25 protein-coding genes and 1 pseudogene are annotated in these 26,721 nt (G+C 61.4%); 14 read left to right on the forward strand and 12 right to left on the reverse strand.

Going from position 1 to position 26,721, the window contains the following annotated elements; translation table 11 throughout:
• Nucleotides 1-57 precede the first annotated feature (57 nt).
• Nucleotides 58-1,323: a peptide antibiotic transporter SbmA gene (gene sbmA, locus RWK44_RS08580; RefSeq protein WP_163882532.1), complete on the reverse strand. Its 1,266-nt coding sequence runs from the start codon at nt 1,321-1,323 to the stop codon at nt 58-60.
• 124 nt (nt 1,324-1,447) lie between these two features.
• Complete coding sequence (locus RWK44_RS08585) at nt 1,448-2,632, reverse strand: YbfB/YjiJ family MFS transporter (protein ID WP_316028670.1); 1,185 nt, start codon at nt 2,630-2,632, stop codon at nt 1,448-1,450.
• 89 nt (nt 2,633-2,721) lie between these two features.
• Between RWK44_RS08585 and RWK44_RS08590 the strand changes: the two are divergent.
• Nucleotides 2,722-2,985: pseudogene (locus tag RWK44_RS08590) on the forward strand (PadR family transcriptional regulator); the annotation flags it as partial.
• A gap of 266 nt (nt 2,986-3,251) precedes the next feature.
• Here the strand turns inward: RWK44_RS08590 and map are convergent.
• The 7 genes from map to glpK all read right to left on the reverse strand — a co-directional run bounded on the left by map (nt 3,252) and on the right by glpK (nt 9,838).
• A complete protein-coding gene (gene map, locus RWK44_RS08595) occupies nt 3,252-4,010 on the reverse strand; it encodes a type I methionyl aminopeptidase (RefSeq protein ID WP_316028671.1) in 759 nt (252 codons plus the stop codon).
• A gap of 41 nt (nt 4,011-4,051) precedes the next feature.
• Nucleotides 4,052-5,113: an LLM class flavin-dependent oxidoreductase gene (locus RWK44_RS08600; RefSeq protein WP_316028748.1), complete on the reverse strand. Its 1,062-nt coding sequence runs from the start codon at nt 5,111-5,113 to the stop codon at nt 4,052-4,054.
• Nucleotides 5,114-5,503: 390 nt separating this feature from the next.
• Nucleotides 5,504-5,794 carry a GIY-YIG nuclease family protein gene (locus RWK44_RS08605; protein WP_168270614.1) on the reverse strand — a complete coding sequence of 97 codons (291 nt, stop codon included), beginning with the start codon at nt 5,792-5,794 and terminating at the stop codon, nt 5,504-5,506.
• A gap of 178 nt (nt 5,795-5,972) precedes the next feature.
• Nucleotides 5,973-6,440: an SRPBCC family protein gene (locus RWK44_RS08610; RefSeq protein WP_131664542.1), complete on the reverse strand. Its 468-nt coding sequence runs from the start codon at nt 6,438-6,440 to the stop codon at nt 5,973-5,975.
• 100 nt (nt 6,441-6,540) lie between these two features.
• Entirely contained in the window at nt 6,541-7,800 is a 1,260-nt protein-coding gene (locus RWK44_RS08615; protein WP_020051181.1) for an RNA polymerase sigma factor, read from the reverse strand.
• Nucleotides 7,797-8,171, reverse strand: a complete 375-nt coding sequence (locus tag RWK44_RS08620) for a YciI family protein (protein WP_316028672.1) — start codon at nt 8,169-8,171, stop codon at nt 7,797-7,799. Before RWK44_RS08620 ends, RWK44_RS08615 begins: the two co-directional genes overlap by 4 nt.
• Nucleotides 8,172-8,344: 173 nt before the next feature.
• On the reverse strand, nt 8,345-9,838 hold the full coding sequence (gene glpK / locus RWK44_RS08625; RefSeq protein ID WP_316028673.1) for a glycerol kinase GlpK: 1,494 nt from the start codon (nt 9,836-9,838) through the stop codon (nt 8,345-8,347).
• 157 nt (nt 9,839-9,995) lie between these two features.
• On the opposite strand from glpK, the gene RWK44_RS08630 reads away from it, so the two are divergent.
• The 4 genes from RWK44_RS08630 to xdhC all read left to right on the forward strand — a co-directional run bounded on the left by RWK44_RS08630 (nt 9,996) and on the right by xdhC (nt 15,968).
• A complete protein-coding gene (locus RWK44_RS08630; RefSeq protein WP_168284938.1) occupies nt 9,996-10,772 on the forward strand; it encodes a 3-hydroxybutyrate dehydrogenase in 777 nt (258 codons plus the stop codon).
• A 27-nt stretch (nt 10,773-10,799) separates the two neighbouring features.
• Complete coding sequence (gene xdhA / locus RWK44_RS08635) at nt 10,800-12,266, forward strand: xanthine dehydrogenase small subunit (RefSeq protein WP_316028674.1); 1,467 nt, start codon at nt 10,800-10,802, stop codon at nt 12,264-12,266.
• A 253-nt stretch (nt 12,267-12,519) separates the two neighbouring features.
• Nucleotides 12,520-14,859, forward strand: coding sequence for a xanthine dehydrogenase molybdopterin binding subunit (xdhB, locus tag RWK44_RS08640; RefSeq protein ID WP_316028675.1), 2,340 nt, complete (start codon nt 12,520-12,522; stop codon nt 14,857-14,859).
• A gap of 293 nt (nt 14,860-15,152) precedes the next feature.
• Entirely contained in the window at nt 15,153-15,968 is an 816-nt protein-coding gene (gene xdhC / locus RWK44_RS08645) for a xanthine dehydrogenase accessory protein XdhC (protein WP_316028676.1), read from the forward strand.
• Here the strand turns inward: xdhC and RWK44_RS08650 are convergent.
• On the reverse strand, nt 15,944-16,147 hold the full coding sequence (locus RWK44_RS08650; RefSeq protein ID WP_131664535.1) for a hypothetical protein: 204 nt from the start codon (nt 16,145-16,147) through the stop codon (nt 15,944-15,946). The genes xdhC and RWK44_RS08650 overlap by 25 nt on opposite strands.
• A 101-nt stretch (nt 16,148-16,248) precedes the next feature.
• On the opposite strand from RWK44_RS08650, the gene RWK44_RS08655 reads away from it, so the two are divergent.
• Entirely contained in the window at nt 16,249-17,145 is an 897-nt protein-coding gene (locus tag RWK44_RS08655; protein ID WP_077978970.1) for a LysR substrate-binding domain-containing protein, read from the forward strand.
• A gap of 87 nt (nt 17,146-17,232) precedes the next feature.
• Here the strand turns inward: RWK44_RS08655 and RWK44_RS08660 are convergent, their stop codons facing one another.
• Together RWK44_RS08660 and RWK44_RS08665 are read right to left on the reverse strand one after the other, a co-directional pair.
• Complete coding sequence (locus tag RWK44_RS08660; RefSeq protein WP_131664534.1) at nt 17,233-17,565, reverse strand: hypothetical protein; 333 nt, start codon at nt 17,563-17,565, stop codon at nt 17,233-17,235.
• A gap of 161 nt (nt 17,566-17,726) precedes the next feature.
• The gene (locus tag RWK44_RS08665) at nt 17,727-18,413 is read right to left on the reverse strand and encodes a Type 1 glutamine amidotransferase-like domain-containing protein (RefSeq protein ID WP_316028677.1); all 687 of its coding nucleotides are present in this window, start codon (nt 18,411-18,413) and stop codon (nt 17,727-17,729) included.
• 113 nt (nt 18,414-18,526) lie between these two features.
• Between RWK44_RS08665 and puuD the strand changes: the two genes are divergently transcribed.
• The 8 genes from puuD (at nt 18,527) to RWK44_RS08705 (ending at nt 26,634) form a co-directional block, all read left to right on the forward strand.
• Nucleotides 18,527-19,765, forward strand: a complete 1,239-nt coding sequence (puuD, locus tag RWK44_RS08670) for a urate hydroxylase PuuD (RefSeq protein WP_316028678.1) — start codon at nt 18,527-18,529, stop codon at nt 19,763-19,765.
• Complete coding sequence (gene guaD / locus RWK44_RS08675; protein WP_316028679.1) at nt 19,762-21,069, forward strand: guanine deaminase; 1,308 nt, start codon at nt 19,762-19,764, stop codon at nt 21,067-21,069. The genes puuD and guaD overlap by 4 nt, the downstream gene beginning before the upstream one ends.
• 53 nt (nt 21,070-21,122) lie before the next feature.
• Entirely contained in the window at nt 21,123-21,383 is a 261-nt protein-coding gene (locus RWK44_RS08680) for a type II toxin-antitoxin system ParD family antitoxin (protein ID WP_062939676.1), read from the forward strand.
• Nucleotides 21,384-21,469: 86 nt separating this feature from the next.
• A complete protein-coding gene (locus RWK44_RS08685) occupies nt 21,470-21,685 on the forward strand; it encodes a type II toxin-antitoxin system RelE/ParE family toxin (protein WP_316028680.1) in 216 nt (71 codons plus the stop codon).
• Between the two features lie 109 nt (nt 21,686-21,794).
• Entirely contained in the window at nt 21,795-22,937 is a 1,143-nt protein-coding gene (locus RWK44_RS08690; RefSeq protein ID WP_221942474.1) for an alpha-hydroxy acid oxidase, read from the forward strand.
• 132 nt (nt 22,938-23,069) lie between these two features.
• A complete protein-coding gene (locus RWK44_RS08695; RefSeq protein WP_221942675.1) occupies nt 23,070-24,227 on the forward strand; it encodes a PspA/IM30 family protein in 1,158 nt (385 codons plus the stop codon).
• Nucleotides 24,228-24,232: 5 nt separating this feature from the next.
• Entirely contained in the window at nt 24,233-24,880 is a 648-nt protein-coding gene (locus RWK44_RS08700) for an OB-fold-containig protein (RefSeq protein ID WP_131664529.1), read from the forward strand.
• 2 nt (nt 24,881-24,882) lie between these two features.
• Nucleotides 24,883-26,634: a flotillin family protein gene (locus RWK44_RS08705; RefSeq protein ID WP_221942677.1), complete on the forward strand. Its 1,752-nt coding sequence runs from the start codon at nt 24,883-24,885 to the stop codon at nt 26,632-26,634.
• The last annotated feature ends 87 nt before the right edge of the window (nt 26,635-26,721 follow it).

The raw sequence follows: 26,721 nt of genomic DNA on the forward strand, positions 1-26,721 counted from the left end.
GGCGCCCCGAGCGCGAACGTTCCGATTGCTCGCAGAATATCCCCTACCCCTCAGCCATCAACCGTCAGCGTGCACGACGCCCGTCTCACGCTCCAGGTAGCGCTGATCAATCTCCGGCAGCGGTTCGTCGTCGATTGCCGCCTCGAAGGCCTTGAGGCGTTTGTGGATCGAGAGCAGTTCAATGATCGTCGTCCACGAGTTGACGAGATATTGGAACGAGTTGCTGACCTGTCCGAAGGCGGTCGAGATCTGCTGGAAGATACCATAGGTGATCGTGCCCGCCACGATCGTCGGCACCAGCATGAAAACCACGAAGAGCGCGTCGGCCTGGATATAGAAATAACGGGCGACATTGAAATACATGTAGTGGAAATACATGCGATAATAGTTGCGGCGAACATTGCCGAAGAGCTCTCTGACGGTCAGCGGCTCAGCCCGTTCCGCATGGTCCTCGCCATAGACGAGCTCCTTGCGATATGCCGCTTCGACGCGCTGGTTGCGAAAATTCAGCCCCGGCAGCTTGACGCCGGCGATCGCCAGCAGGAGCGTCCCGAACGCTGACCAGAACAGCGCCAGCCAGAACAGCGAATTCGCCACCGGCCCGATGAACGGCAGTTCGGTCACGTAATGCGACAGCGCCAGAAGGATTGGAAGGAATACGACGAGCGTCATCACCGAGTTGATCAGGCTGATGCCAAGACCTTCAAGCGTGCTCGAAAAACGCATCGTATCTTCCTGAACGCGCTGGGAGGCACCTTCGATGTGACGAAGCTTTTCCCACTTCGACATGTAGAAATTGTTCATCGCCGTTCGCCAGCGGAAGATGTAATGGCTGGTGAAGAAGTCGGTCATGATCGATACGAACATGCTGAGGAACGCGATCTGGCAGAAGACCCACATCAGGCTGTAGAAATTGTCGACGGAAATTCCCGGCTGCTTCGACAATGCGTTCTGCAGAAGGTCGCCAAACGGCCGGCGCCAGTTATTGATCACGACGCTGATCTGGACGCCGAAGTAGGTCACGAAGATGATCAGTGCCGAACCCCAGATCGACCAAATCTTCCAGGGGTGGTTCAGCGCCTTCAAATGCCATGCACCGCAGAAGATTACCGCCGACAGAAGGAAATAGCCGTAGAACCAGACATTTTCGGGCAGCAGGAAGAACGAAAGGTCGATCGGCTGCTGTTCTTCAGGAACCGGTGCAAAACCGAGGGAAGCACCAAGACCAGCGGCAAAGAAATACCAGCCAAAAATCGCAGCCAGCGTCCAGATTGCGAGCGAAGTAAAGAACGCTTTGGGCTGAGGGAAGAAGGAATGAAACACGGGGGGCTTTGCTTTCCTGAACTGTGAGTCTCGGGAGTGTCGTCAACACTGATTGTGCCGGAAACTAAGGCAGTTCCAAGGAAGCAGCAATGGGTTCAGCCGATTGTTACGGAGATGTAATCGCTTAAGCGATTTTCCTGATTACCGGCATCACCAGCGCTGCGCAGGCGACGAGTGCCACAGCGGCAATCACTGTCGGGACCGTAAAATTGCCGCTGCGCTCGGCGATCCAGCCGGCAACAACAGGCCCGACGATCTGACCGACACCAAAAGCAGCCGTCATCATCGCCAGGATCCGCCGCGGGCTCTCAGGCGAAAGCTTGCGGCCAATCTGCAGACCGTAGGCGGTGATCGCCAGGAACGTTGCCCCGAACAGCGCCCCGCCGATCAGCGGTGCAGCAGAAGCCGGCAGCGCTACGGTCGCTAGCACGCCGGCGGCTTCGACCAGAAGGGCTGCAACATAAACGCCGCCAAGCCCGAGCGGCTTGACCAGCGGCTTCCAGGCAAACAGCGCCACCGCAGCCGTCAGGCCGGCAATGAACCAGCACAGGAATTCGACGAAGGGTCCCGTTGCAGAAAGACGTGCGATGGTGACGAGGAAGGTCGCGGTGACGACGTAGCCGAAGCCGAACAGGCCGTAGGACAGCGTCAGAAGCACCATCGGCCGGTTCCAGACCAGTGCAGGCTCCTTGCCCGACTGCGCCGATTGCGCCGGCGACGACGGCAGCAGTAGGAAAACGACGACGAGGCTTGCCGCGCAATAAAGCGCTCCGCCGATCCAGTCGGCGCGCCAGCCGCCCGGCCCGTCGTGAAAGCCGAGGCCGATCAGAAACACCATGACCGAGGACAGGGCGATACCAGCGCCCGGCCCGCCGAAATGCGCCGCCTGCACATGATCGTTGCCGGCGGCAGCCCCGTGGCTCAGCACGATCGACGAGGTGAAGACCATCGCAAAGGCGCTGGCAACACCGGCCAGGAAGCGAATGATGGCAAAGACGGCGACGGAATCGGTGGTAGCCATGGCGGCGAGCAGGATGGCGGTTGCCAGCAGCGACAGCAGCGCCACCAGCCGCTCCCGACCCGCTGCCCAGCCATAGGCGGCAAGCACGGCGCCGACGAGATAACCGACGAAATTCGCCGATGCGATAAAGCCTGCATCCGCTGCCGAAAGCGGCACGCCGCTGATCATGCCCGGCAGGATCGGCGTGTAGGAGAAGCGCCCGAAGCCCATGGCAGCGGCCAAGGCAACGGCGCCGGCAGCGGCGGTGGAGACAAGATTCGGCGGGGAGTGACCGGTGCGCATGAGCATGCAGCGCTTATCGCGCCGCAGCACCGGCACCACAATCAAGTAATTCTGATCAATCGATCAATTTCCCGAAACTTCAAAATTCTCGGCTCACGCTCGCCGGGCTCGGGCGCATCGGTGAGAAGATGGCCTATGTGAAGCATGTCTTCGAAACCGACCGTCACGGCGCCGACGATGGCGATGACGACGACTTCATGCAGGACGGCGGCGATATCCGCGCCGCCCGCATGCTGCTGCGCTCGGCGCTCAGGATGCGCTATTCCTGGTCGAAACCCGAAGCCGCCCGCATCGCCGGCATCCTCGAACGCGCCGCCACCGAAATCCTGCAAGGCGGCAGGCCGGGAACGCGGGGCTAAAGAGGAAGGCTGGCCGGCAAGTTCAGTGAGTTGACGAGCGCGCTAACCTCTCCTCCCTCATTCCTGTGCTCGTCACAGGAATCCAGTGCGCCCAAGTCCTTGGGCGCGGGAAACTCTCTTCAACTCCCATATGGAGTCATTCACCGCGCAGACGCGCGGTGGCTGGATTCCTGTGACGAGCACAGGAATGAGGGAGGAGAAGTGGGCGCACCCTACAAAGCGTCGTGGAGATGCAAACCTTGAAGGGTGAGGCGCTCCCTAACGCCCTACGCCCGCTCGTCCGGCAAGGTTAGAACCACCGGCCCGTTGCGCGTCGCGACCACCGTGTGTTCGTATTGCACGGTCGGCGCCTTCGGATCGGCATAGAGCGTCCAGGCATCATCGCCGCCTTCGGCCCATGTCGCGCCGAGCGAGAGAAACGGCTCGACGGTGAAGACGAGACCTTCCGTCATCATCCGTTTTTCGGAAGGGTCCGGCCAGGTCGAGAGCTCGGCCGGCTCCTCATGCAGCGAACGGCCAACGCCGTGGCTCGCCAGATTGGCGACCAGCGTATAGCGGTTCTTCTGCGCGAAGGCGCCGACGGCTGCACCGATCTTGGCAAGCGGCTCGCCCGATTTCACCTGGTTGAGCCCGACCCAGAGCGCCCGCTTGCCGTCGCGGCAGAGCCGCTCGATCTTCGGCTTGACCGGCGGCACCGCGAAGGAGGCGCCGGTGTCGGCGAAGAAGCCATCCTTTTCCGCCGAGACGTCGATATTGATGAGGTCGCCGGCGCGGATGACGCGCGGGCCGGGAATGCCGTGGGCGATTTCCTCATTGATGCTGATGCAGGTGGCGCCGGGAAACTGATAGCAGAACTCCGGCGCCGAGCGCGCGCCCGAATCCTCGAGCACCTTGCGGCCGATCTGGTCGAGCTCCAGCGTCGTCATGCCGGGCTCCATCGCCGCCGCCATCACCTGGATGGCGTTGGCGCAGATGCGGCCGATCTCCTTGAGCTTTACCAGTTCATCGTCGTTTGCGATAACCATTCGTCTGTTCAGGCCTTGCGCAGGACGGTCGTGGCCGCCTTTCAAGCCGTGGCTTTCGCCCCTTCGCCGCTGCCAGTCAATGCCTTTCTCACGATCGGCGCGACTTTCGTGCCGTAAAGCTCGATCCCGCGCATGATCTCGGCATGCGGCATCAGGCCGATCGCCATCTGCAGCAGGAAGCGGTCGTTTTTGAAGAGTGCATGATGGGCGATGATCTTTTCGGCGACCGCCTCGGGATCACCGACGAAGAGCGCGCCGTTCGGCCCGCGCGACAAGTCGAAATGCGCCCGGTTCGTCGGCCCCCAGCCGCGCTCGCGGCCGATGCGGTTCATCACCTCCGCCTGCGGCCCGTAGAATTGGTCGGCGGCTGCCGCCGTCGTGTCGGCGATGAAGCCGTGGACGTTGATGCTGGTCTTCAACTTTGACTGATCCTGCCCTGCCCGGCGCGCGGCCTCGCGATAGAGATCGAAGAGCGGCGCAAAACGGCGCGGTTCGCCGCCGATGATCGCCAGCGCCACCGGCAGGCCCAGCGCGCCGGCGCGCGCCACCGACTGCGGCGTACCGCCGACCGCGACCCAGAGCGGCAACGTATCCTGCAGCGGCCTGGGATAGACGCCGCGCCCGTTGATTGGCGCGCGAAGCTCACCCTTCCACTCCACAACCTCGCTGTCGCGCAGCGCCAGCAGCAGATCGAGCTTCTCCTCGAAAAGCTGATCGTAGTCTTCGAGATTGTAGCCGAACAGCGGGAAGGACTCGATGAAGGAGCCACGCCCCGCCATGATTTCGGCCCGGCCGCTGGAGATCAGATCGAGCGTCGAAAACTGCTGGAAGACCCGCACCGGATCATCGGAGGAGAGCACGGTGACCGCACTGGTCAGCCGGATATTCCTGGTCTTGACGGCAGCCGCCGCCAGCACGACCGCCGGAGCAGACGCAGCATAGTCCGGCCGGTGATGTTCGCCGAGGCCGAAGACATCGAGCCCCACCTGATCGGCAAGCTCGATTTCCTCGATAAGATGCCTCAGCCGCTCGGCCCCTTCCGCGCCCTTGCTGCGGGAGGGGTTCGGATTGACGTCGGCGAATGTGTAAAGCCCCAGTTCCATCATCGGCATCCTGTTGAATTCTCGGCTGAGATAAGGATGCCGAGAATGGAGCGCAAATACAAATTCTGGAACGAAATGTTCGAGAATTTCGATAAGTGGCGTGATGTCCCAGGCGGTCGATGGCCGCCGTCAACCAGGTTGGATGGGTGGAGATCATTTGGATGTTAAAGAGTCTCTGCGCCGTGGACACGGCGCTGCTGGATTCCTGTGACAGGCACAGGAATGAGGGAGTTCTTGGCACTCGGGAGTTCAACAACAACTGCTTCATCCAGTCTAAAACCTGATGATAAAGGGCATGAGTGGCAGGATGCGTTCCTCTTGCTCCCTCATTCCTGTGCCTGTCACAGGAATCCAGCAGTCGCGCGTCCGCGCGACGAGAGACTCACCTCTTCACAGACCCAAGAGGTGAAATGAAATATCCTCCCAGTCGGGATTCTCCCTCTCAATGAGATTGAGCTTCCACTGCCGTGGCCATTTCTTGATTGTCTTCTCACGCGTAATTGCAGTCGTCAGCAGGTCATGCTCCTCAAACCACACAAGCGTCTTGACGCCATATTTCGATGTAAAGCCGGGCGTCAGCTCGTTCTGATGTTCGTATAGCCGGCCGGCAAGGTCCCGTGTCACACCGGTATAGAGCGTGCCGTTGCGTGCGGATGCCAGGATGTAGACGTACCCCTTCATGCCAGAAGCATGACACATGGTGCTGTGGAACGCATAGGGAAATCCTACTTCGTCAGAGACGCCAAAAACCGCGAATTCGAATCTGAATTCAACGACTTCGAAGCATCGGCGGAATCATTTTTCGAACCGCATCAAACCTTGCTTGAAGCGTCAGCACGACGCGGTCTCACCGCGCCGCTCACATCTTCGCCACCAGCTCCGCCAGCTGGTCCGCAGCCTTGCCCCATCCTTCGTGGAAACCCATCTTCTCGTGCGCTTCCTTGTCCTCGGCGCGCCAGTGCAGCGCCTTGGCCGTATATTTCGTGCGACCGTTGCCGAGATCTTCGAGCAGGATGAGGCCCGTGAAGAAAGGTTTCTCGGAAGGCACCCAAGCGCTGGTATAGGCATCGGTGAAGACGATCTTCTCGTTCTCGACGATTTCGAGATAGACGCCACGGTTCGGGTATTGATTGCCCTCGGGGTCATGCATGACGACGACGCTGGAACCGCCGGGGCGGACGTCGAGCGTTGCTTCGGTCACACCCCAGGGACGCGGCACGAACCACTGCTTCAGCAAGGCGGGATCGGTCCATGCCTTGTAGATCTTCTCGCGCGGCGCGTCGAATTCGCGAACGAGGACGAGTTCATGTTGCGTGCTGGCGGTCATTTCGACATCTCTCCATTTGAATGAAACCTGTTTCCTCTCAGGTTGTTACAAGGACGTGTCAGAGTTCGCCGTTCCGACAACGCTCCGGCTTTTTCGCATTTTATTTTGCGATCGGCTGCGTGGCCTCTTCCTGCATCTTGTCGATCTGCCGACGGATATGGGCTGCTTCAGCCGCCGAATGGGCGAGCGCAATGGCGCGGTCGAAGGCTTCGCGCGCCTGGCTGGTCAAGCCAAGCTGCTTCAGCAGTCCGCCCCGTAAGCCGTGATAGTAGAAATAGCCGCCGAGTTTCTCGCCAAGCGGATCGATGAGGTCGAGCGCATCCTGCGCACCCTGGAGCTTGGAGACGACCACCGCCCGGTTGAGCGTTATGACAGGCGACGGCTGGAGACGCTCGAGCGCGCGATAGAGCAGATCGATCTCCACCCAATCGGTATCCTCGGCCCGTTTTGCGCGGGAATGAACGGCGGCGATGGCTGCCTGAATCTGATAAGGAGCGGGCTGACGATGGCGCAGCGCCTTGTCGAGCAGCGCTAAAGCCTCGTTGATGAAGGGCCGGTTCCAGAGCGACCGGTCCTGATCTTCGAGCAGCACGATCTCATCTCCGGCATTGAAGCGCGCCGGCCGGCGCGAGATCTGCAGGAGCATGAGCGCAAGCAGCCCCATCAGCTCCGGTTCCGACGGGAAGATATGCAGCATCAACCGAGCTAGCCGGATCGCTTCGTCGCTGAAGGCAGCCGCCTCGTGCCTGGGATCGGCCTGGCTGTAGCCCTCGTTGAAGATCAGGTAGATCATCGTGCTGACGATCGAGAGCCGTTCGGCTCTTTCCTGCGGGCTCGGCGTTTCGAAAGGCACCCCAGCCTTGGCGACGCGCGCCTTGGCGCGGGTGATGCGCTGTTCCATGGCGCTTTCGGAAACCAGGAAGGCACGCGCGATCTGCGGCACCGAAAGCCCGGAAACGATGCGCAGCGCCAGCGCGATCTGCTGGGTCGCCGGCAGATCGGGATGGCAGCAGATGAACAGCAGCCGCAGGATATCGTCGCGATAATTGGAATCATCCAGCCGCTCGGCGATATCGCTTTCGGCATCCTCGGTATCGGAAATGACGTCCTCATCCGGCAGAGCCTGGATCTTCGCCCGTTTGCGCACCGCATCGATGCCGCTGTTGCGGCCGACGAAGATGAGCCAGGCTGTGGGATCACGCGGCGGCCCTTTCTCCGGCCATGTCCGGATCGCCCTCAGACACGCTTCCTGAAACGCCTCTTCCGCGGTATCGAGATTGCGGAAATAGCGCAGCAGCGCGCCGAGCGCCTTCGGGCGGGCCGATGCAAGCGCGAGGTCGATCCAGGCAATGTCTGTCATGATGAAGCATCTCCGGGCCTGAAGACGTAGAAAGGCCGAATTTCGTAAGAGGTGGAACCTGGATTGACGGATGAAAGCTGCTTCGAGAAGGTGATCGCCTCGTCGAGCGTTTCAAAGTCGACGACATAGAAGCCGAGAAGCGCCTCTTTCGTTTCCGCAAAAGGCCCATCGATGACCAAGGGCTCGTCCCTGCCCTTGCGCACCGTGGTCGCAGCCGTCGTCGGCATCAGCCGGCCGACGGGCCCGAGTTTGCCGGATGCGGCAAGCGGCTTCTGCACGGCGTAGAGTTTCTCCATGACGGCAGCCTCCTCCTCCTTGCTCCAGGCGAAGACGGTTTCCTCATGGGCGTAACAAAGGATTGCATAAAGCATCGCTCACTCCTCTTTTTGAATGACGAAGGAGTAACCGCTTACCCGACAGGCCGCATCAAAAAATTATTGACCGGAAATTCGTGATCTTCTCGAGCAGGCAACGCCGTGGCTACAGAAATAGCCGAGTATCTCGCAGAAACGAGCGGAGTTATATCGCGGCTCCATCCGCCCCCTTACCCCTCACTCAGCGTCCGCTTGACCGCATTCTTCCAACCCTTGAGCTTTGCCGCCCGCACCTTCTCGTCCATCTCGGGCTCGAACCGCCGATCGCGTTTCCACGTCGCCGAAAAACCGTCCCGGTCCGGCCACACCCCTGCCCGGCTGCCGGCGAGCCAGGCAGCCCCCAGCGCCGTCGTCTCCAGGATCACCGGGCGGTCGACCGGGGCATCGAGCAAATCGGCAAGGCGCTGCATCGTCCAGTTAGAGGCGACCATGCCGCCGTCGACGCGCAGCACGGTGTCGTCGGTGCCGTTCTTCCAGTCCTTCTGCATGGCGTCGAGCAGATCGCGGGTCTGGTAGCAGACGGCCTCCAGCGCCGCCCGGGAGAGTTCTGCCGGGCCGCTGTTGCGCGTCAGCCCGAAGATCGCACCGCGCGCCTTCGCATCCCAGTGCGGCGCGCCGAGCCCGGTGAAGGCGGGCACGAGGTAGACCTCCTGTGTCGGATCGGCCCTTTCGGCAAGGGCGTTGGTCTCGGCGGCGCTGCCGATGATGCCGAGCCCGTCCCGCAGCCATTGCACCGCGGCGCCGGCGATGAAGATCGAACCTTCCAGCGCATAGGTCGTCTCGCCGTTCAGGCGGTAGGCGATGGTGGTCAACAGCCGGTTTTTGGACCGCACCATATCGGCGCCGGTATTGAGCAGCGCGAAACAGCCGGTGCCGTAGGTTGATTTCATCATGCCCGGCGCAAAACACGCCTGGCCAATGGTCGCTGCCTGCTGATCGCCGGCCACGCCGAGGATCGGGATAGCAGCACCGAAAATATCAGGATCGACCGTGCCGAAATCGGCGGCGCAATCCTTGACCTCCGGCAGCATGGCGGCGGGGACTCTCAGAATCTCAAGCAGATCCTCGTCCCACGTGTTTTCGGCAATGTTGTACATCAGCGTGCGCGAGGCGTTGGTGGCATCGGTGACGAAGCTCTTGCCACCCGTCAGCCGCCAGATCAGGAAGGTGTCGGTCGTGCCGAAGCAGAGATCGCCCCTGGCGGCGCGCGCCCGCGCGCCCTTCACGTTAGCCAGCATCCATGAGAGCTTGGTGCCGGAAAAATAGGGATCGAGGATCAGCCCGGTCTTCTTCGTGAACAGCCGCTCGAGATCCTGCCGTTTCAGATTGTCGCAATAGCTTGCCGTACGCCGGTCCTGCCAGACGATGGCATTCTGGATCGGCCGGCCCGTCTCGCGCTCCCAGACGACGACGGTCTCGCGCTGGTTGGTGATGCCGAGCGCTGCAAGATCCCTAGCCTCGATCCCGGCATCGCGCAGCGCCATGTGGACGGTGGAGACGACCGAATCCCAGATCTCCTCGGGATCGTGCTCGACCCAGCCGGAGCGCGGATAGATCTGGGTAAATTCCTTCTGGCCCTTGCCGGCGACATGCATGTCGCCATCGAAGACGATCGCCCGCGTCGACGTCGTTCCCTGATCGATCGCCAGAACATATCCGCTCATGAAATTCCTCCCTTAACATGTGGATTATCGTGACAAATCAATAGGCCACGGATGCGGGCGAGAAAAGCGAATAAAGCGGAATTGCCAGCCCGCCGGCTTTAGGCATAACCTCGCAGTGAACGCTGCAACGCAGCATCGCGATTTCAGGGAGAACAGCATGAGCAGAACAGTTGTCGTCACCGGTTCCACCAGCGGCATCGGCCTTGCGATCGCCACTGCCTTCGCCGAAACGGGCGACAACGTCGTCATCAATGGTTTCGGAAAGGCTGATGAAATCAATGCGATCGTCGAACGGCTTGAATCATTGTCCAAAGGCCGGGCGCTCTATCATCCGGCCGACATGACGAAGCCGGCCGAGATCGCCGACCTGATCGAAACGGCTGCCAAGACCTTCGGCGGCGTCGATGTCCTGGTCAACAATGCCGGCATCCAGCACGTCGAGAAGATCGAGGATTTCCCGATCGAGAAATGGGATCAGATCATCGCGATCAATCTGTCGAGTTCCTTTCATACCATGCGCGCCGCAATCCCGCTGATGAAGATGAAGAAGCATGGCCGCATTATCAACATTGCCTCGGCCCACGGCCTCGTCGCCTCTCCCTTCAAATCCGCCTATGTCGCGGCAAAACATGGTATATTAGGCCTGACGAAGACGGCAGCACTCGAGCTTGCCGAGTTCGGCGTGACCGTGAACGCCATTTGCCCCGGCTACGTGCTGACCCCGCTCGTCGAGAAGCAGATCCCGGACACCGCCAAGGCCCGCGGCATGACCGAGGAGCAGGTAAAGAGCGAAGTCATCCTCAAGGCGCAGCCGACGCATGAATTCGTCAAGGCCGAGGAGATCGGCGCACTGTCGCTCTACCTCGCCAGCGACGCCGCCCGCCAGGTGACCGGAACGCATATCTCGATTGACGGGGGCTGGACGGCGGCTTAACCATTTGGAAAAACAACCGGGAACATCATGAACGACAGCATCCGCTTCATCCTCAATGGCGAGGACATCACGCTTACCGATGTCGCGCCGACCGAGACGCTTCTCGATTTTCTGCGGTTGAAGCGACGGCTGACGGGCACCAAGGAAGGATGCGCCGAGGGCGATTGCGGCGCCTGCACCGTGCTCGTCGGCCGGCTGGCCGACGGCAAGCTCGCCTATGAATCCGTCAATGCCTGCATCCGTTTCATCGGCTCGCTGCACGCCACCCATGTGGTAACGGTCGAGCATCTGGCCGGCAGGGACGACGCCCTGCATCCCGTCCAGCAGGCATTGGTCGATTGTCATGGCTCGCAATGCGGCTTCTGCACCCCAGGCTTCGTCATGTCGCTTTACGGTCTCTGGCTCGCCAAGGAAAAGCCGAGCCGCCAGGAAATCGAAAAGGCGCTGCAAGGCAATCTCTGTCGCTGCACGGGCTATGAGCCGATCGTCAAGGCCGCCGAGCAGGTGAGCCTGATGCGGCCGAGCACGCTCTTCGATCCGCTGGAACGGACGCGCTCTGAAATCGTCTCGCGGCTTTGGGCAATGCAGGCGAGCGGTACGATCAGGATTGCGAATGGCGAGGACCGGCTGATCGTGCCGGCTTCGGTCCAGGCGCTGGCCGAGGTCCTCTCGCAGGAACCCGACGCAATTATCGTCGCCGGCGCGACGGACGTCGGCCTCTGGGTGACGAAGCAGATGCGCAGGCTGAGCCCGGTTGTCTTCATCAATCATTTGAGCGAATTGCAATCGGTCACGGAAGGCGAGGACGGCGTTACCATCGGCGCCGGCGTCAGCTACACCAAGGCCTTCGAAGCAACCTCTCAGAAAATCCTGGCGCTCGGCCGGTTGATCGATCGCGTCGGCGGCGAGCAGGTGCGCAACATGGGCACGATTGGCGGCAACATCGCCAACGGCTCGCCGATCGGCGACAGCCCGCCGCCGCTGATCGCGCTCGGCGCGACGCTGACGCTGCGGTCCCTGGAAGGTCAGCGCAGAATGCCGCTCGAGGATTTCTTCATCGCCTATGGCAAGCAGGACCGAAAGCCCGGCGAATTCGTCGAAAGCGTCTACGTGCCCTATCCGGCGGGAACAAGCCGCTTTGCCGCCTACAAGATCACCAAGCGCCGCGACGAGGACATCACGGCCGTGCTCGGCGCCTTCCTGCTGACGCTCGATGAGACCGAAATCGTTACCGACATCCGCATCGCCTTCGGCGGCATGGCGGCAACGCCGAAACGCGCCCGCACGGTGGAGGTGGCACTGATCGGCAAACCATGGACGGAAGCGACGATCGAGGCGACCCGACCCGCCTTCGATGCCGATTACCAGCCGCTGACCGACTGGCGCGCCACGGCGGAATACCGGCAACTGACGGCGAAGAACCTACTGACGCGGTTCTATCTGGAAACGGTTGGAGCGCCGGCGGAGCTGAAGCGGTTTGAGGAGGTGGCGTGATGGAGAGATCGACCTCTGCTCCCAGACTGCAAGCTTTGATGGGAACAGTCGCGTTCTCCTCCACTCCCTCATTCCTGTGCTTGTCACAGGAATCCAGTGCGCCCGAGTCTTCGGGCGCGGGAGACCTTTCCTCCGCGTCATATGAGTCATTCACCGCGCAGACGCGCGGTCGCTGGATTCCTGTGACAAGCACAGGAATGAGGGAGTGCGGAGTAACCGCCTCCCGTCACTCCCTTCGCGGAGGACACCGCTAATGGACAAATCCACCTTCGAAGACCGCAAAGCCATCATCAACGGCCCGATGCACGGCTCGCTGCGGCATGATTCAGCGCATAAGCATGTCACCGGAACCGCTGATTATATCGACGATATTCCCGAACCCGCAGATCTGCTGCATGGCGCCGTCGGCCTCTCAGATCGGGCGCATGCCGAAATCCTCAGCATCGACCTTTCCGCGGTCGCCGCGCATCCCGGCGTCGTCTGGGTTTTCACCGGCAAGGACGTGCCCGGTATCAACGACGTCAGCTCCAACGGCAGCCATGACGAGCCGCTGCTGGCCGAAACTCTAGTTCAGTTTCATGGCCAACCGATCTTTGCCGTCATCGCCGAGACGCGTGATGCCGCCCGCCGCGCCGCGCAGCTGGCAAAGATCGACTATCGCGACCTGCCGCACTGGAGCGATATCGACGGCGCGCTCGCCAATGGCAGCCCGCTCGTCATCACCCCGATGACGCTGCACCGCGGCGAGCCGGAAACGGAAATGACGAATGCTGCCATGCGTCTGAAAGGTCAGATGCGCATCGGCGGACAGGAGCATTTCTACCTCGAAGGCCATATCGCCGTGGCGATCCCCGGCGAGGACGACGAGGTCACCGTCTGGTCCTCGACGCAGCATCCAAGCGAGATCCAGCACATCGTCGGCCACGTACTCGACATCCCTTCGAACGCAGTGACAGTCAACGTGCGCCGCATGGGCGGCGGCTTCGGTGGCAAGGAAACGCAGGGCAATCAGTTCGCAGCACTTGCGGCGATCGCCGCCAAGAAGCTCGGCCGCGCAATCAAATTCCGCCCTGATCGCGACGAGGATATGAGCGCCACCGGCAAGCGCCACGATTTCCTCGTCGATTACGAACTCGGCTTCGACGCTGAAGGCCGCATCCATGCGGTCGACGCCACTTATGCGGCGCGCTGCGGTTTCTCCTCCGACCTCTCAGGGCCGGTGACCGACCGTGCCCTCTTCCATGCCGATTCCAGCTATTTCTATCCGCATGTGCATCTGACCTCGAAGCCGCTGAAGACGCACACCGTCTCTAACACCGCCTTCCGCGGTTTCGGCGGGCCGCAGGGCATGCTCGGCGCCGAACGCTTCATCGAGGAGATCGCCTATGCCGTCGGCAAAGACTCGCTTGATGTCCGCAAGCTGAATTTCTATGGTCAGCCGGGCTCCGGGCGTACGCTCACCCCCTACCATCAGGAGGTCGAGGACAACATCATCGCCCGCATCGTCGAGGAGTTGGAGGAAACGGCCGAATACCGGGCGCGGCGCAACGCCATCATCGCCTTCAACCGCGACAGCCGCTACATAAGAAAGGGCATCGCGCTGACGCCGGTGAAATTCGGCATCTCTTTCACCATGACCGCCTTCAACCAGGCAGGCGCCCTCGTCCACATCTACCAGGACGGCTCGATCCACCTGAACCATGGCGGCACCGAAATGGGCCAGGGCCTCTATACCAAGGTGGCGCAGGTGCTGGCCGACAGCTTCCAGGTCGATATCGACAGGGTAAAGATCACCGCGACGACGACGGCCAAGGTGCCGAACACCTCGGCCACCGCCGCCTCCTCCGGCTCGGACTTGAACGGCATGGCCGCCTATGACGCTGCCCGCCAGATCAAGGAACGGCTTGTCGCCTTTGCCGCCGAGAAATGGGATGTTGGGGCCGCCGACGTCGTCTTCCTGCCGAACCGCGTGCGCGTCGGCGAGATCGAGATCCCCTTCCCCGATTTCATCAAGCAGGCCTACCTCGCCCGCGTCCAGCTTTCCGCCGCCGGCTTCTACAAGACGCCGAAGATTCACTGGGACCGCAAGGCCGGCCGCGGCACGCCCTTCTATTATTTCGCCTACGGCGCCTCCTGCACCGAGGTGTCGATCGACACGCTGACCGGCGAATATCTGATCGATCGCACCGACATCCTCCACGATGTCGGCCGCTCGCTGAACCCGGCGATCGACATGGGCCAAGTCGAAGGCGCCTTCGTCCAGGGCCTGGGCTGGCTGACGACGGAAGAGCTCTGGTGGGACGACAAGGGCCGGCTGCGCACCCATGCTCCCTCGACCTACAAGATCCCGCTCGCCTCCGACCGCCCGAAGATCTTCAACGTGCGCCTTGCCGAATGGTCCGAGAACACTGAGGCCACCATCGGCCGCTCCAAGGCCGTCGGCGAACCACCCTTGATGCTGGCGATCTCGGTGCTGGAAGCGCTGTCGATGGCGGTAGCAAGTGTGGCCAACTACAAGGTCTGCCCGAGGCTCGACGCCCCGGCGACGCCGGAACGGGTGCTGATGGCGGTCGAGCGGATGAAGCGGGTATAACAGATGGAAACGCGTCCGGCTGGTTTGTTGGCTGAGCAGGACGGGCAGAGAGCTTGGAGTGAGCGATACCCCCCTCTGTCCTGCCGGACATCTCCCCCACAAGGGGGGAGATCAGCAAGAAGGAATGCTCTGCGCCTTACTACCTTGCCGCTACATCACCAAAGTCCGACTCTGCGCTACGACTTCTCTGTTCCGGGAAGCCGCCGCCTCATACCGATCTCCCCCCTTGTGGGGGAGATGTCCGGCAGGACAGAGGGGGGTGACACACCCGCGAACCCATCGGTCAGCCATCCATGACCGGCATCCACCCCTTCCTCGCCGCCCACCCAGACTGCATCCTCGTCGATATCACCGGCACGCAGGGCTCGACCCCACGCGAGGCCGGTACCTTCATGCTGGTATCGCAAACCGCGTTATGGGGCACGATCGGCGGCGGCCAGTTCGAATTCATGGCGATCGCGAATGCGCGGGACTTGCTCGCGGGAACCGGCGGGATGGCGGAGATGGATATCCCGCTCGGGCCTGAGATCGGTCAGTGCTGCGGTGGGCGCACGCAATTGCGGTTTCGCCGGGTGACGCGGGCGGTTACCGAGGAAATCGAGGCAAGACTTGCCGGCGAGATCGAGTGTCTGCCGGCGGTCTATCTCTTCGGCGCCGGCCATGTCGGCCGGGCGCTGGCAACGGCCCTTGCGCCGCTGCCGCTGTCGGTGACGGTTGTCGAGACGCGGCAGGAGGAACTCGCCAACCTGCCTCCCGAGACGAAGACGCGGCTCATGCCGATGCCCGAAGCGCTGGTGAAGGATATTCCGGCTGGCGGCGCGATCGTCATCCTGACGCACGACCACGCGCTGGATTTCCTCATCGCCCGCGAAGCGCTGGAAAGAACGGATCTCGCCTATGCCGGCATGATCGGCTCGGCCACCAAGCGCGCCACCTTCGCCAGCTGGCTTTCCCGGGAAGGCGGCGGTGAGCGTGGCTGGCTCGAGCGGTTGACGCTGCCGATCGGCGGCGCCGCGGTCAGGGACAAGCGCCCTGAGGTGATCGCCGCCTTGACCGCCGCCGAGATCCTGACGGCGCTCGCTGCCTACCGCATGCGCTCGTCCTCGTAATAGGGATCGCGCCCGTCGAGGAAACCAAGATCGCGCTTAACGCGGTCCGGCGCAGCAGTGAGATCGAGCCGGGGCAGACGGCAGAAACGGTCAGGGCCGCTTGCCAGCCAGCCGGCAAGGCGCCGGAAAATCTGGATTCTTGGCTGCGGCCGGCTCTCTTCGATAACATGGCAGTCCATGACATCACCTCGATAGATTGATTGTATGAGTTGCAGTTTGCGGCCAAAAATGCTGCAATTCCAATCGAACAACCGTCTGCCTGCATCAAGAGAACTTATCCATGAAGCTGTCGAAACAATTCCCGCTGAATGCGTTGCGCGTCTTCGAGGCCGCTGCCCGGCTCGGAAGTTTCACCAAGGCGGGCAACGAACTCGGCATGACGCAGACGGCCGTCAGCTATCAGATCAAGCTGCTGGAGGAGAATGTCGGCGAGCCGCTCTTCCTTCGCCGTCCTCGCCAGATCGCACTGACAGACACCGGTGAGCGGCTGGCGCCGAAGGTGACGGAAGCTTTCGCCATGCTGCACGACGCGATGGCGACGGCGCGCGACAGCGTCGAAGGCACGCTCGCCATCAGTTCGACCCATACCTTCGCCTCGAAGTGGCTGGCGCCGCGCCTCGGCTCCTTCCATTTGAAACATCCGGCCATCGCGGTGCGCTTTCAGGCGAGTTCGGATATCATCGACTTCGCCCGCGAGCAGATCGATGTCGGCATCCGCTGGGGCGACGGCAACTGGCCGGGGCTGGCGCTGCACCGGCTGATGGGCCTGGAGTTCACGCCGATGCTAAGCCCGAAGTTGGCGGAGGCGGCAGGCGGCATCAGGGAGCCGCGCGATCTCCTGAACTTCGATCTCTTCGACGCCGGTGACATCTGGTGGAAACAATGGTTCGAGGCTGCCGGCGTCACAGACACGGATCTCGATCGGCGCCCGCGCAACCAGCTCGGCTCTCAGGCAGTGGAAGCCGATGCCGCGATCGCCGGCCATGGCGTCGCCATTCTTCATCCTGCCTTCTATGCGGCCGAGATCGCGCTCGGTCGGCTCTATCAACCCTTCGAACTGACCCGCAGCGACGGCAAGGCTTACTGGCTCGTCTACCCGGAAAACCGTCGCAACGTGCCCAAGATCAAGGCCTTCCGCAACTGGATCCTCGAAGAGATGAAGGCAGCCGGAAATTAATGCATGTCACCTAAAATGTGCAGCCATTTTCGGACAACGACATGCCGGACCCGGTTCGTGAGCCGGGCCCGGTCCTCTGGCTCGGCTTCAAAATCCCATTTCCGGCGCATAGAAACAGCGCGGCGTATCCTCGTTCGGGAACAGACAGAGATGATAGTCGTTATCGCCGGATTGCATTGCCTTCGTCATTGGCAGCAGGAAGACATGAGCATGCGTGACGAGCCGGTGGTCACCCGGCATCAGCGTCACACGATATCCGCCTGGCGTCACCGCCACGCTTTTCGAAGGGATCATTTGGCAATCGCCGCTATGACTGTCGCCGTTGCAACAATAGGGGTCATAACTCCACCCCGAGGGTGCGTCGTGAGCCATCGCCAACGACGCATACGCAATCATCACACACGTCAGAATGCTGCGCATGGGCATCTTCTCCGTCGATGAATGCGCCGCCGATGATCTAAAGGTTCTATTTCACTCCGGCGGCCTGCAAATAACTGTAATCGAGTCGTCGTAGTTCAAGGTCTGCTGAATTAGCAGATTCAGCATAGGGCGGAGATAATGCACAGCCTTCTCGGCAGCTTTTAGGCACGCGACAGCAGATCGGCGATGCGGCCGCGATCGGAAGCTTCAGCAAAACCGCCGGAAATCGTCAGCGGAGCGCCGAATATCTCGACGAGCCCGTTGCCGAGGATGAGACCTTCGCCGTCCCGGCATGCGAGAATGGGGGTTGCAGTCGTCTCGCTGTAGCGCAGCAGCGCGGAGAGATAGCGGGGATCGTCGTTCAGATGCGGGAAGAATTCGAAGGGCAGGAGATCAAGAGCCGCGCCATCCTGCACCGCATCAGGCGAACCGCCGGAAAAGAGCGCGTCAACGGCGATTGTCGGCGTCATCAAAATCGCCCCGGCGCTGGTTCCGACAAGAATGCCGTCGTCCAGTGCCCATGAGCGCAACTTGTCCAGCATGCCGCTCTGCCGCAACCTTCTCAAAAAATCGCCGGTGTGGCCGCCGGAAAGGTGGATGGCGTCGCAGGAAAACAGCCGCCTGGTCTCCTCGCCGCCGGAAAGCGCGTCTAGATCGACGAAGGGATCAAGAGGAAGCCCGTAGCTGAAGTAATATTGCCGTTTCTCATCGAAAAACGCGCGCTGCGGGTCCGGACCGGATGCGATATAGCCGATGCGGTTTCCGCGCGCGAGGACGAGCGCGGCAAGCCGCCGGTCCATCGGCGCGTTTTCGGCGATGACCTGATCGCTGTAGAGTGCGGTGATCATTCCATTGCTCCTTTGGTCGCGTCAGCGATTGAGCGTGTGGTCCTTCAATCTCCTCTTCCCTCCCCGCCAAAATTTCCGCAATGTCACGAGTCGGAGGAAGATAGGGGAACTCGATGTATGAATATGCCATAGCATGGGAATGGCTCGCCTTCGCGGCGCGTTGGTTCCATGTCATTACCGCGATCGCCTGGATCGGATCGTCCTTCTATTTCATCGCGCTCGATCTCGGACTGGTGAAACGCCCGCACCTGCCACCCGGCGCCTATGGCGAGGAATGGCAGGTCCATGGCGGCGGCTTCTATCATATCCAGAAATATCTGGTGGCGCCCGCCCAGATGCCGGAGCACCTGACCTGGTTCAAATACGAGAGCTATTTCACCTGGATATCAGGCTTCCTGATGCTATGCATCGTCTATTACGGCGGCGCCGACCTCTTCCTGATCGACCGGCATGTGCTCGACATCAGCCCACCGACTGCGATCCTGATCTCGCTGGCATCGCTCGGCGTCGGCTGGGTCGTCTACGACCTGCTCTGCAAGTCGCCGCTTGGGCGGAACACCTGGGGACTGATGGCGGTGCTCTATGTCGTTCTCGTCTTCATGGCCTGGGGCTATACGCAGCTTTTCACCGGCCGCGCCGCCTTCCTGCATCTCGGTGCCTTCACCGCGACGATCATGTCGGCCAACGTCTTCATGATCATCATTCCGAACCAGAAGATCGTCGTCGCCGACCTCATCGCCGGACGGGTTCCCGATCCCAAATACGGGCAGGTCGCCAAGCAGCGTTCGCTACACAACAACTACCTGACGCTGCCCGTCATCTTCTTCATGCTGTCGAACCATTATCCGCTGTCCTTTGGTACGCAATTCAACTGGGTGATCGCGGCTCTGGTCTTCCTGATGGGCGTCACCATCCGCCACTGGTTCAACACGACGCATGCCAGGAAGGGCTGGCCGACCTGGACCTGGATCGTCACCGTCATTCTCTTCATCCTGATCATGTGGCTTTCGACCGTGCCGAAGCTGCTGACCGGCGAAACCGATGCGGCGGCGGTCGCGCCCGCCTTCCAGCAATTCGCCGGCGATCCGCATTTTCCCGCCGTCAAGCAACTGGTCTCGACGCGCTGTTCCATGTGCCACGCGGCCGAGCCGGTCTATGAGGGTATCGTGCGGCCGCCCAATGGCGTGATGCTCGAAAACGACGCGGAAATCGCCGCCCATGCCCGCGAGATCTATATACAGGCGGGCCGCAGCCATGCCATGCCGCCCGGCAACATCACCGATATCACGCCGGACGAACGCAAGCTGCTGGTCGCCTGGTTCGAGAGCGCAGTCGAAGGCAAGAAACAATGACGACGACACTCCTGCGCGGCCGCCTGCTTTCCTTCCATCGCGCGCCGCTAAGCCTCGCCGACAGCCAAAGCTATCTTTACGAAGAGGATGGCGGCCTGCTGGTCGAGAATGGGCTAATCACGGCAATCGGGCCCTATACCGACGTCAAGGCAAAAGCAGCCGCAGACACGGTAGAGATCGACCACCGCCCGCACCTGATCATGCCGGGCTTCATCGATATGCACCTGCATTTTCCGCAGATGCAGGTGATCGCCTCCTACGCCGCCAACCTGCTCGAATGGCTGAATACCTATACCTTTCCCGAGGAATGCCGTTTCGTCGAAAGCGCACATGCTGAAAGGATCGCCACGCATTTCTACGACGAGTTGATCCGCCACGGCACGACGACAGCGGTTGCCTATTGCTCCGTGCACAAGACCTCGGCCGACGCCTTCTTCGCCGAGGCGATGAGACGCAATATGCGCATGGTCGGCGGCAAGGTGATGATGGACCGCAATGCTCCGCAGGGCCTGCTCGACACGCCCGAGATGGGCTATGACGAGACCCGCCAGGTGATATCGGACTGGCATGGCAAGGGCCGCAACCACGTCGCCATCACCCCGCGCTTCGCCATCACCTCGACACCGGCGCAGATGGAAGCGACATCAGCCCTTGCCCGCGAATTTCCCGACCTGCACATCCAGACGCATCTTTCGGAAAATCACGACGAAATCCGATTTACCTGCGAGCTCTATCCCGACGCGATCGACTATACCGACATCTATGCCCGCTACGGCCTGCTCGGGCCGAAAAGCCTCTTCGGCCATTGCATACACCTGTCCGAGCGCGAGGCCGACGTCATGAGCGAGGTGGGTGCCGTCGCCGTCCACTGCCCGACCTCGAACCTCTTCCTCGGCTCCGGACTGTTTCCGTTGAAGGCGCTGGCGCGGCGGGAGAAGCCGGTCCGTATCGGCGTGGCGACCGATATCGGCGGCGGTTCCAGCTATTCGATGCTGCGGACGATGGACGAGGCCTATAAGATCCAGCAGTTGCTCGGCGAACGGCTGAATCCGCTGGAAAGCTGTTACCTGATGACCCGCGGCAATGCCGAAGCCCTGTCGCTGGCAGACCGGATCGGCACGCTGGAACCCGGCACTGAAGCTGATCTCGTCGTTCTCGATGCGATGGCGACACCGGCTATGGCGCTGAAGATGGAAGTGGTGAAGACGCTGCCCGAGGAACTCTTCCTGCTGCAGACGATGGGCGACGATCGGGCGATCGCCGAGACCTATGTGGCCGGTGTTCCTTTGAAAAAGACCCTTTAAGCGAACTTGCAAAAACTCGCCGATCTTCCCATAGTTCTCTAAGGAGAAAGCCCATGGACCTGACCGTTTCAGTGCCGGACGAACTTGCGAGCTACATTAAGAAGAAGATCGATTCCGGCGATTACCACTCTTCGAGCGATGTCGTGAGCGAAGCCCTGCGACTTCTGGAAGAGCGTGACAGTGCAAAAGCCCGCGAGATTGAACGTTTGCGGGACGCATGGCGTGAAGGTGTGAAAAGCGGCGATTTCTCGCCTCTGGATATTGAAGCGGTGAAGGCCGAAGGGCGCCGACGATTTGCAGCATCTAAAGCTTGATCGATGGCCGATGTCTTCTATTCGAGCCGAGCCCGCTCGGACATGCTGGACTTTGGTTGTGGATTGCCGGCAACAGCGGCTCGGCCATGGCCGATACCATCATCGACCGCATCGAGCAGCGCATTTCTTCTCTGGGTCAGCATCCACAGATGGGTCCCAAGCGCCCGGAAATCGCCGCGGATGTCCGTGTGCTCGTGATCGAAAGATGGCTTGCGCTCTGCTCTGTCGACAACGATGACGTCCGCATCGTGCGCATCCTGGATGGGGCGAGCGACCTTCACGATATTCCGTGGGAAGAATGACCTGCTTTCCGGCAATGCCGCCGGGAATAATCCCTCGAAATTTCACGTCACGCTCCTGCGAAATTCATGTTATGGCCGATGGCCGCATTCAGATGTGAAGGTTCAATTCATGGCCACCCCGCTCACCATCGCCGACCTGAAAAAGCTGGCACGGCGCCGTGTGCCGAAGATGTTTTTCGACTATGCGGATTCGGGCGCGTGGACGGAATCGACCTATGCAGCCAACGAGAGCGATTTCGGCCAGATCAAGCTGCGCCAGCGGGTGATGGTCGATATGACCAACCGCACGCTGGCAACGACGATGATCGGCCAGAAAGTATCGATGCCCGTGGCGCTGGCGCCAACCGGCCTGACGGGTATGCAGCATGCCGATGGCGAGATGCTGGCGGCACGCGCCGCCGAGGAGTTCGGCGTTCCCTTCACGCTTTCGACGATGAGCATCTGCTCGATCGAGGACGTGGCGTCAGCAACGACGCGCCCCTTCTGGTTCCAGCTCTATGTGATGAGGGACAAGGATTTTGTCCTCAACCTCATCAACCGCGCCAAGGCGGCCGGATGCTCGGCGCTGGTGCTGACCGCCGATCTGCAGATCCTCGGCCAGCGGCATAAGGACCTGCGCAACGGCCTGTCGGCGCCGCCGAAATTCACCCCGAAACATGTCTGGCAGATGGCGACCCGGCCTTTCTGGTGCCTGGACATGCTGCAGACCAAGCGGCGCAACTTCGGCAATATCGTTGGCCATGCGAAAAATGTCACCAGTATCGCCTCGCTGGCCTCGTGGACACATGAGCAGTTCGATCCGCGGCTTTCCTGGGCGGATGTCGCCTGGATCAAGGAACAATGGGGCGGCCCGCTGATCATCAAGGGCATACTCGATCCGGAGGATGCCAAGGCAGCCGCCGACACCGGCGCTGATGCGATCGTCGTCTCCAATCATGGCGGGCGTCAGCTTGATGGCGCCCCCTCATCGATCAGCATGCTGCCGAAGATCGTCGACGCCGTCGGCGACCGTATCGAGATCCATCTCGACGGCGGCATCCGCTCCGGCCAGGACGTGCTGAAGGCTGTGGCGCTTGGCGCCAGGGGCACCTATATCGGCCGCCCCTTCCTTTATGGTCTCGGCGCCATGGGCAAGGAAGGCGTATCGCTGGCGCTCGGCATCATCCGTAAGGAGATGGACATCACCATGGCGCTCTGCGGCAAGCGCGACATCAACGACGTGAATTCTTCGATCATCGACGGGCGGCAATGACCTGCCGCCCGCGACGGACACGGCAACGGCTTCCTAAATATATCTCGATGCTGGACGCTGCCCTCGGTCCTTCTAACTGCGCGTTAAGACTAGGTTGTGTTTTTAGCGCAGCATCTTGAAAGCACAAAAGCGGTGCTTTATGTTTTGCCTATGGCTACCACAGGCAAGACACCGCATCCATCGCTGCTGCGCTACACGCTGGCGCCTGACGACAGTGCCCGGCAGGCGCTGGACGACACCATTGCCGCCTATCTCAGGATGATCGAAATCCTGACCGGCCTCGTCTCTGACAGGACGGGCGCCAATCTCGTCGTGTTGCATGACCTTGCCTATGAAACTGTCCGCGAGCAGACGGGCCTGCCGGCCAGGCTGGTCACGCTTGGCCTTCGCGATTTCGCCGCCAATCGCGGCGTCACCGCCGATCCGACTCATCTGCCGCTCGATGACAAGCTCTTCGCCATCAAAGGCCCTTCGGACCTGACGATCGCCACGGTGCACGGACGTGTTGCCGTGCCCTTCGATGTCGCGGGTTATTCACGGGGATGGGAGAGTATTTTTCCGGCCTACCTCGTTGCCGGCCAGGATCGCTACGAGATTCACATCGGCGTCACGCCGAATTCCGCTCGGATGGAGGAAAACATGACGAACGAAGGCATTCTCTCACGCATGGGCCGTCTGATTGCAGGCATCGCGAATGCGGCGATCGACAAGGCGGAAGGTGTAAACAAAATCGCCGTCATCGAACAGGCGGTCCGCGAGATCGATGCGGCGGCTGATGAGGCCCGCACCGATCTCGGCAAGGCGCGCGCGGAGGAATTCCGCATCAAGAGCCGCAGGGACGAAATCGTCGAAGACATGAACGCGCTCGACCAGAAGATCCGCCTTGCCGTCTCCTCCGGGCGGGATGACCTGGCAAAGGCCGGCGTCGCCCGTCAGATCGATCTCGAATCCCAGATCGCAGCGCTCGACAAGGCGCTGGCCGATGCCAGGGAACAGGTGGACGAAGGCCAGAAAGCCCTGCAGGCCGTGCTCGCCACGCGCCGCGAGGCGGATGCTCGCCTTGCCGATTTCAAGCGCAGCATCGCAAGGCATCCCGAACACGCCGCCGCCGGCCAAAGCCAGCCCGCACCGGGTGCAGACGCTGCCCGCGCTGCCGCAGCGGTCTCGCGGCTGACCGGGGTTCCCGCTGGCGAGCATGCCCATAGTTCCGAACTGGACGAACTCGACCGGTTGCACCGCGAACAGGCGATCGAGGCGCGCCTCGCCCGCTTCAAAGCGGATAACCGGTAACGCCGATGGAGCTCCTTTTTTCACCGGAATGTGCGCCCTTCGCCATCGCCGCAGCGATCCTTGTCGGCCTGACCGCGATCGAGATGCTCGCGATGGTCATGGGCTTTTCGATGACGGAATTTCTGGGAAAGCCGGAGGTTCATGGCCATGACGGCATCCTGGCTTACCTTTCCTGGCTCAATCTCGGCGGTGTTCCCCTGCTGATCCTCATGATGCTGACGCTCGGCTTCTTCGCGATGACGGGCTTTGCCTTGCAGGCCGTCGCCAACGCCTTCTGGGCGCCGCTGCCAAGCTTGATAGCCGTCATACCTGCCGCGCTGGCAACCATCCCCATGGTCAGGGCATCGAGCAGAACCGTGGCGCGTGTTGTACCGCACGACGAGACCTATGCGGTCGATCTCGACGCCCTGCTCGGCCGGACCGCCGAGGTCTCGATCGGCCCGCTCGATCAGGGACTGCCGGGCCGCGTCCGCGTCAAGGATCAGCATGGAAACTGGCATGTGCTTCGAGCCCGAGCCGCCAAGGGCGAAGGTCCGCTCGCGATCGGCGCTTCGGTTCTTCTCGTCGATCACAAGGCAAATGTGTTTATCGCCATTCCCGCGCCGGTCGACCCCGCCGATGCGGATAATCAATCTTTGAGGGAGCAGCAATAGCAATGATGTACGACGTTATTCTACCAGCCGGCATTGGGATTGTTCTGATCTTCGGCATCGGTTTTGTCCTCGCCTCGCTTTACACGCGCTCCAGCCGCGACGAGGCCTATGTGCGCACCGGTCTCGGCGGCCAGAAGGTCGTGCTCGACGGCGGTTCGGTCGTCCTGCCGATCTTCCATTCGACCGCCCGGGTTAACCTGAAGACATTGCGCCTCGAGGTTCGCCGCGGCGAAGGCGATGCACTGATCACCAAGGACCGCATGCGCGTCGATATCGGCGCCGAATTCTATGTGCGCGTGAAACCCGATGCCTCCTCGATTGCACTTGCGGCTCAGACACTCGGCAACCGCACCAACGACGCCGAGGCTCTCCGCATCCTGATCGAGGCGAAATTCGTCGACGGTCTTCGCTCGGTGGCGGCGACGATGAACCTCGATGCTTTGCAGGAACAGCGCATGGACTTCGTCAAGGCCGTGCAGGAGGCCGTCGGCGCCGATCTCCAGTCGAACGGTCTCGAGCTCGAATCCGTGTCGCTGACACGCCTCGACCAGACCGATATCAAGCATTTCAACGCCAACAACTTCTTCGACGCGCAAGGCTTGGCTGCATTGACCCGCATCACCGAGGGACGCAAGAAGGAGCGAAACGAGATCGTCCGCGACACCGAAGTCGCCATCGCCCAGAAGGATCTCGAGGCCCGTCAGCAATCGCTGACCATCGAGCGGACAAAGCGGGAAGCCGAACTCAGCCAGGAACGGGACATCGCCAACAAATCCGCGGCGACACGCGCCGAAACCGCGCAGCAGGAGCAGGCCGCAAAACGCGCTGAGGAGGAAGCCCGCATCGCTTCCGAACAGGCGATCGCCGAACGCGAGGCATCTGCCAAGCAGGCTCGCGAAAGCGCCAACATCGACGCCGCCCGCGCCGTCCAGCAACGCGAAACCGAAGCCAAGCGTGACCTCCAGATCGTGGCACAGGAAAGCGCCATCGCTGTTGCCAACAAGAGCCGTGAGGAATCCGAGGCGAAGGCGGCTGCGGAAACGGCGCGCGCGCTGGCGATAGCGGCAGAAGAAAAGGTCGGCACCGCCAAGGCGATCGAGATTGCCGAACGCGAAAAGCAGATTGCCGTCATCGACGCACGCAAGAAAGCCGAGACGGAAGCGACCGCCGTTACCGTCGGCGCCGAAGCCGAAAAACAGGCGGCAAGCGACCAGGCCGAGGCCATCAAGACGCTCGCCACCGCCGAGGCGGATGCGGCGATCATCAAGGCCAAGGGCATTCTCGAAACCGGCAAGGCCGCGGCCGAGAGCGAGGCATTGCTCAACGACGCCCGCAACAAGCTGAGCTCAGCCATCATCGAGTTCGAGATCACCCGCGAACGGATCCGCATCATTCCGCAGGCGCTCGCCGAAGCGGTCAAGCCTATCGAGAAGATCTCGGATATCAGGATATTCGACACCGGCGGCATGCTTGGCCGTGGAAACGGAGCGGGCGGCGGAAACGGCATCGGGCTCGGTGAAGGACTGGCTAGCCAGCTCCTCTCCTACCAGGCCAACAAACCGATCCTCGACAAATTGTTGAAGGAAGCCGGCTTCGAAGGCGACGATGCCATCTCATCCCTCCTTGGAAATCTCGATGGTGCAAAACCGGCAAGACCGGCGACGCCCGCCGCGGCAAAGCCGGCAATACCGGCCGCAGTGCCGACACAAACGATCATCCCTCCGGCGCCGAAGCCGGCCCCAAAGAAGGACTGATCGCCGCGCAAGCGGGTCTGGACTAGCGCAGGATGATTTTACTCCGGTTCGGCCTAAAATCTGAATCCTGTTCTAAATTAAATAGTT

Source organism: Rhizobium sp. 25PS6 (assembly GCF_032464655.1).
Taxonomy (GTDB): Bacteria; Pseudomonadota; Alphaproteobacteria; order Rhizobiales; family Rhizobiaceae; genus Rhizobium; species Rhizobium laguerreae.

Excerpts from the sequence above, each read along its gene's own strand:
- xdhC (WP_316028676.1), top strand. The coding sequence starts at position 15,153 with ATGACCGGCATCCACCCCTTCCTCGCCGCCCACCCAGACTGCATCCTC.
- RWK44_RS08685 (WP_316028680.1), top strand. The coding sequence starts at position 21,470 with ATGGCCGATACCATCATCGACCGCATCGAGCAGCGCATTTCTTCTCTG.
- RWK44_RS08600 (WP_316028748.1), bottom strand. The coding sequence starts at position 5,113 with ATGGAACTGGGGCTTTACACATTCGCCGACGTCAATCCGAACCCCTCC.
- RWK44_RS08650 (WP_131664535.1), bottom strand. The coding sequence starts at position 16,147 with ATGGACTGCCATGTTATCGAAGAGAGCCGGCCGCAGCCAAGAATCCAG.
- RWK44_RS08680 (WP_062939676.1), top strand. The coding sequence starts at position 21,123 with ATGGACCTGACCGTTTCAGTGCCGGACGAACTTGCGAGCTACATTAAG.
- xdhA (WP_316028674.1), top strand. The coding sequence starts at position 10,800 with ATGAACGACAGCATCCGCTTCATCCTCAATGGCGAGGACATCACGCTT.
- RWK44_RS08690 (WP_221942474.1), top strand. The coding sequence starts at position 21,795 with ATGGCCACCCCGCTCACCATCGCCGACCTGAAAAAGCTGGCACGGCGC.
- RWK44_RS08705 (WP_221942677.1), top strand. The coding sequence starts at position 24,883 with ATGATGTACGACGTTATTCTACCAGCCGGCATTGGGATTGTTCTGATC.
- RWK44_RS08665 (WP_316028677.1), bottom strand. The coding sequence starts at position 18,413 with ATGATCACCGCACTCTACAGCGATCAGGTCATCGCCGAAAACGCGCCG.
- RWK44_RS08615 (WP_020051181.1), bottom strand. The coding sequence starts at position 7,800 with ATGACAGACATTGCCTGGATCGACCTCGCGCTTGCATCGGCCCGCCCG.
- RWK44_RS08630 (WP_168284938.1), top strand. The coding sequence starts at position 9,996 with ATGAGCAGAACAGTTGTCGTCACCGGTTCCACCAGCGGCATCGGCCTT.
- glpK (WP_316028673.1), bottom strand. The coding sequence starts at position 9,838 with ATGAGCGGATATGTTCTGGCGATCGATCAGGGAACGACGTCGACGCGG.
- RWK44_RS08660 (WP_131664534.1), bottom strand. The coding sequence starts at position 17,565 with ATGCGCAGCATTCTGACGTGTGTGATGATTGCGTATGCGTCGTTGGCG.
- RWK44_RS08655 (WP_077978970.1), top strand. The coding sequence starts at position 16,249 with ATGAAGCTGTCGAAACAATTCCCGCTGAATGCGTTGCGCGTCTTCGAG.
- RWK44_RS08585 (WP_316028670.1), bottom strand. The coding sequence starts at position 2,632 with ATGCTCATGCGCACCGGTCACTCCCCGCCGAATCTTGTCTCCACCGCC.
- xdhB (WP_316028675.1), top strand. The coding sequence starts at position 12,520 with ATGGACAAATCCACCTTCGAAGACCGCAAAGCCATCATCAACGGCCCG.
- RWK44_RS08610 (WP_131664542.1), bottom strand. The coding sequence starts at position 6,440 with ATGACCGCCAGCACGCAACATGAACTCGTCCTCGTTCGCGAATTCGAC.
- puuD (WP_316028678.1), top strand. The coding sequence starts at position 18,527 with ATGTATGAATATGCCATAGCATGGGAATGGCTCGCCTTCGCGGCGCGT.
- map (WP_316028671.1), bottom strand. The coding sequence starts at position 4,010 with ATGGTTATCGCAAACGACGATGAACTGGTAAAGCTCAAGGAGATCGGC.
- guaD (WP_316028679.1), top strand. The coding sequence starts at position 19,762 with ATGACGACGACACTCCTGCGCGGCCGCCTGCTTTCCTTCCATCGCGCG.
- RWK44_RS08700 (WP_131664529.1), top strand. The coding sequence starts at position 24,233 with ATGGAGCTCCTTTTTTCACCGGAATGTGCGCCCTTCGCCATCGCCGCA.
- RWK44_RS08605 (WP_168270614.1), bottom strand. The coding sequence starts at position 5,794 with ATGAAGGGGTACGTCTACATCCTGGCATCCGCACGCAACGGCACGCTC.
- RWK44_RS08620 (WP_316028672.1), bottom strand. The coding sequence starts at position 8,171 with ATGCTTTATGCAATCCTTTGTTACGCCCATGAGGAAACCGTCTTCGCC.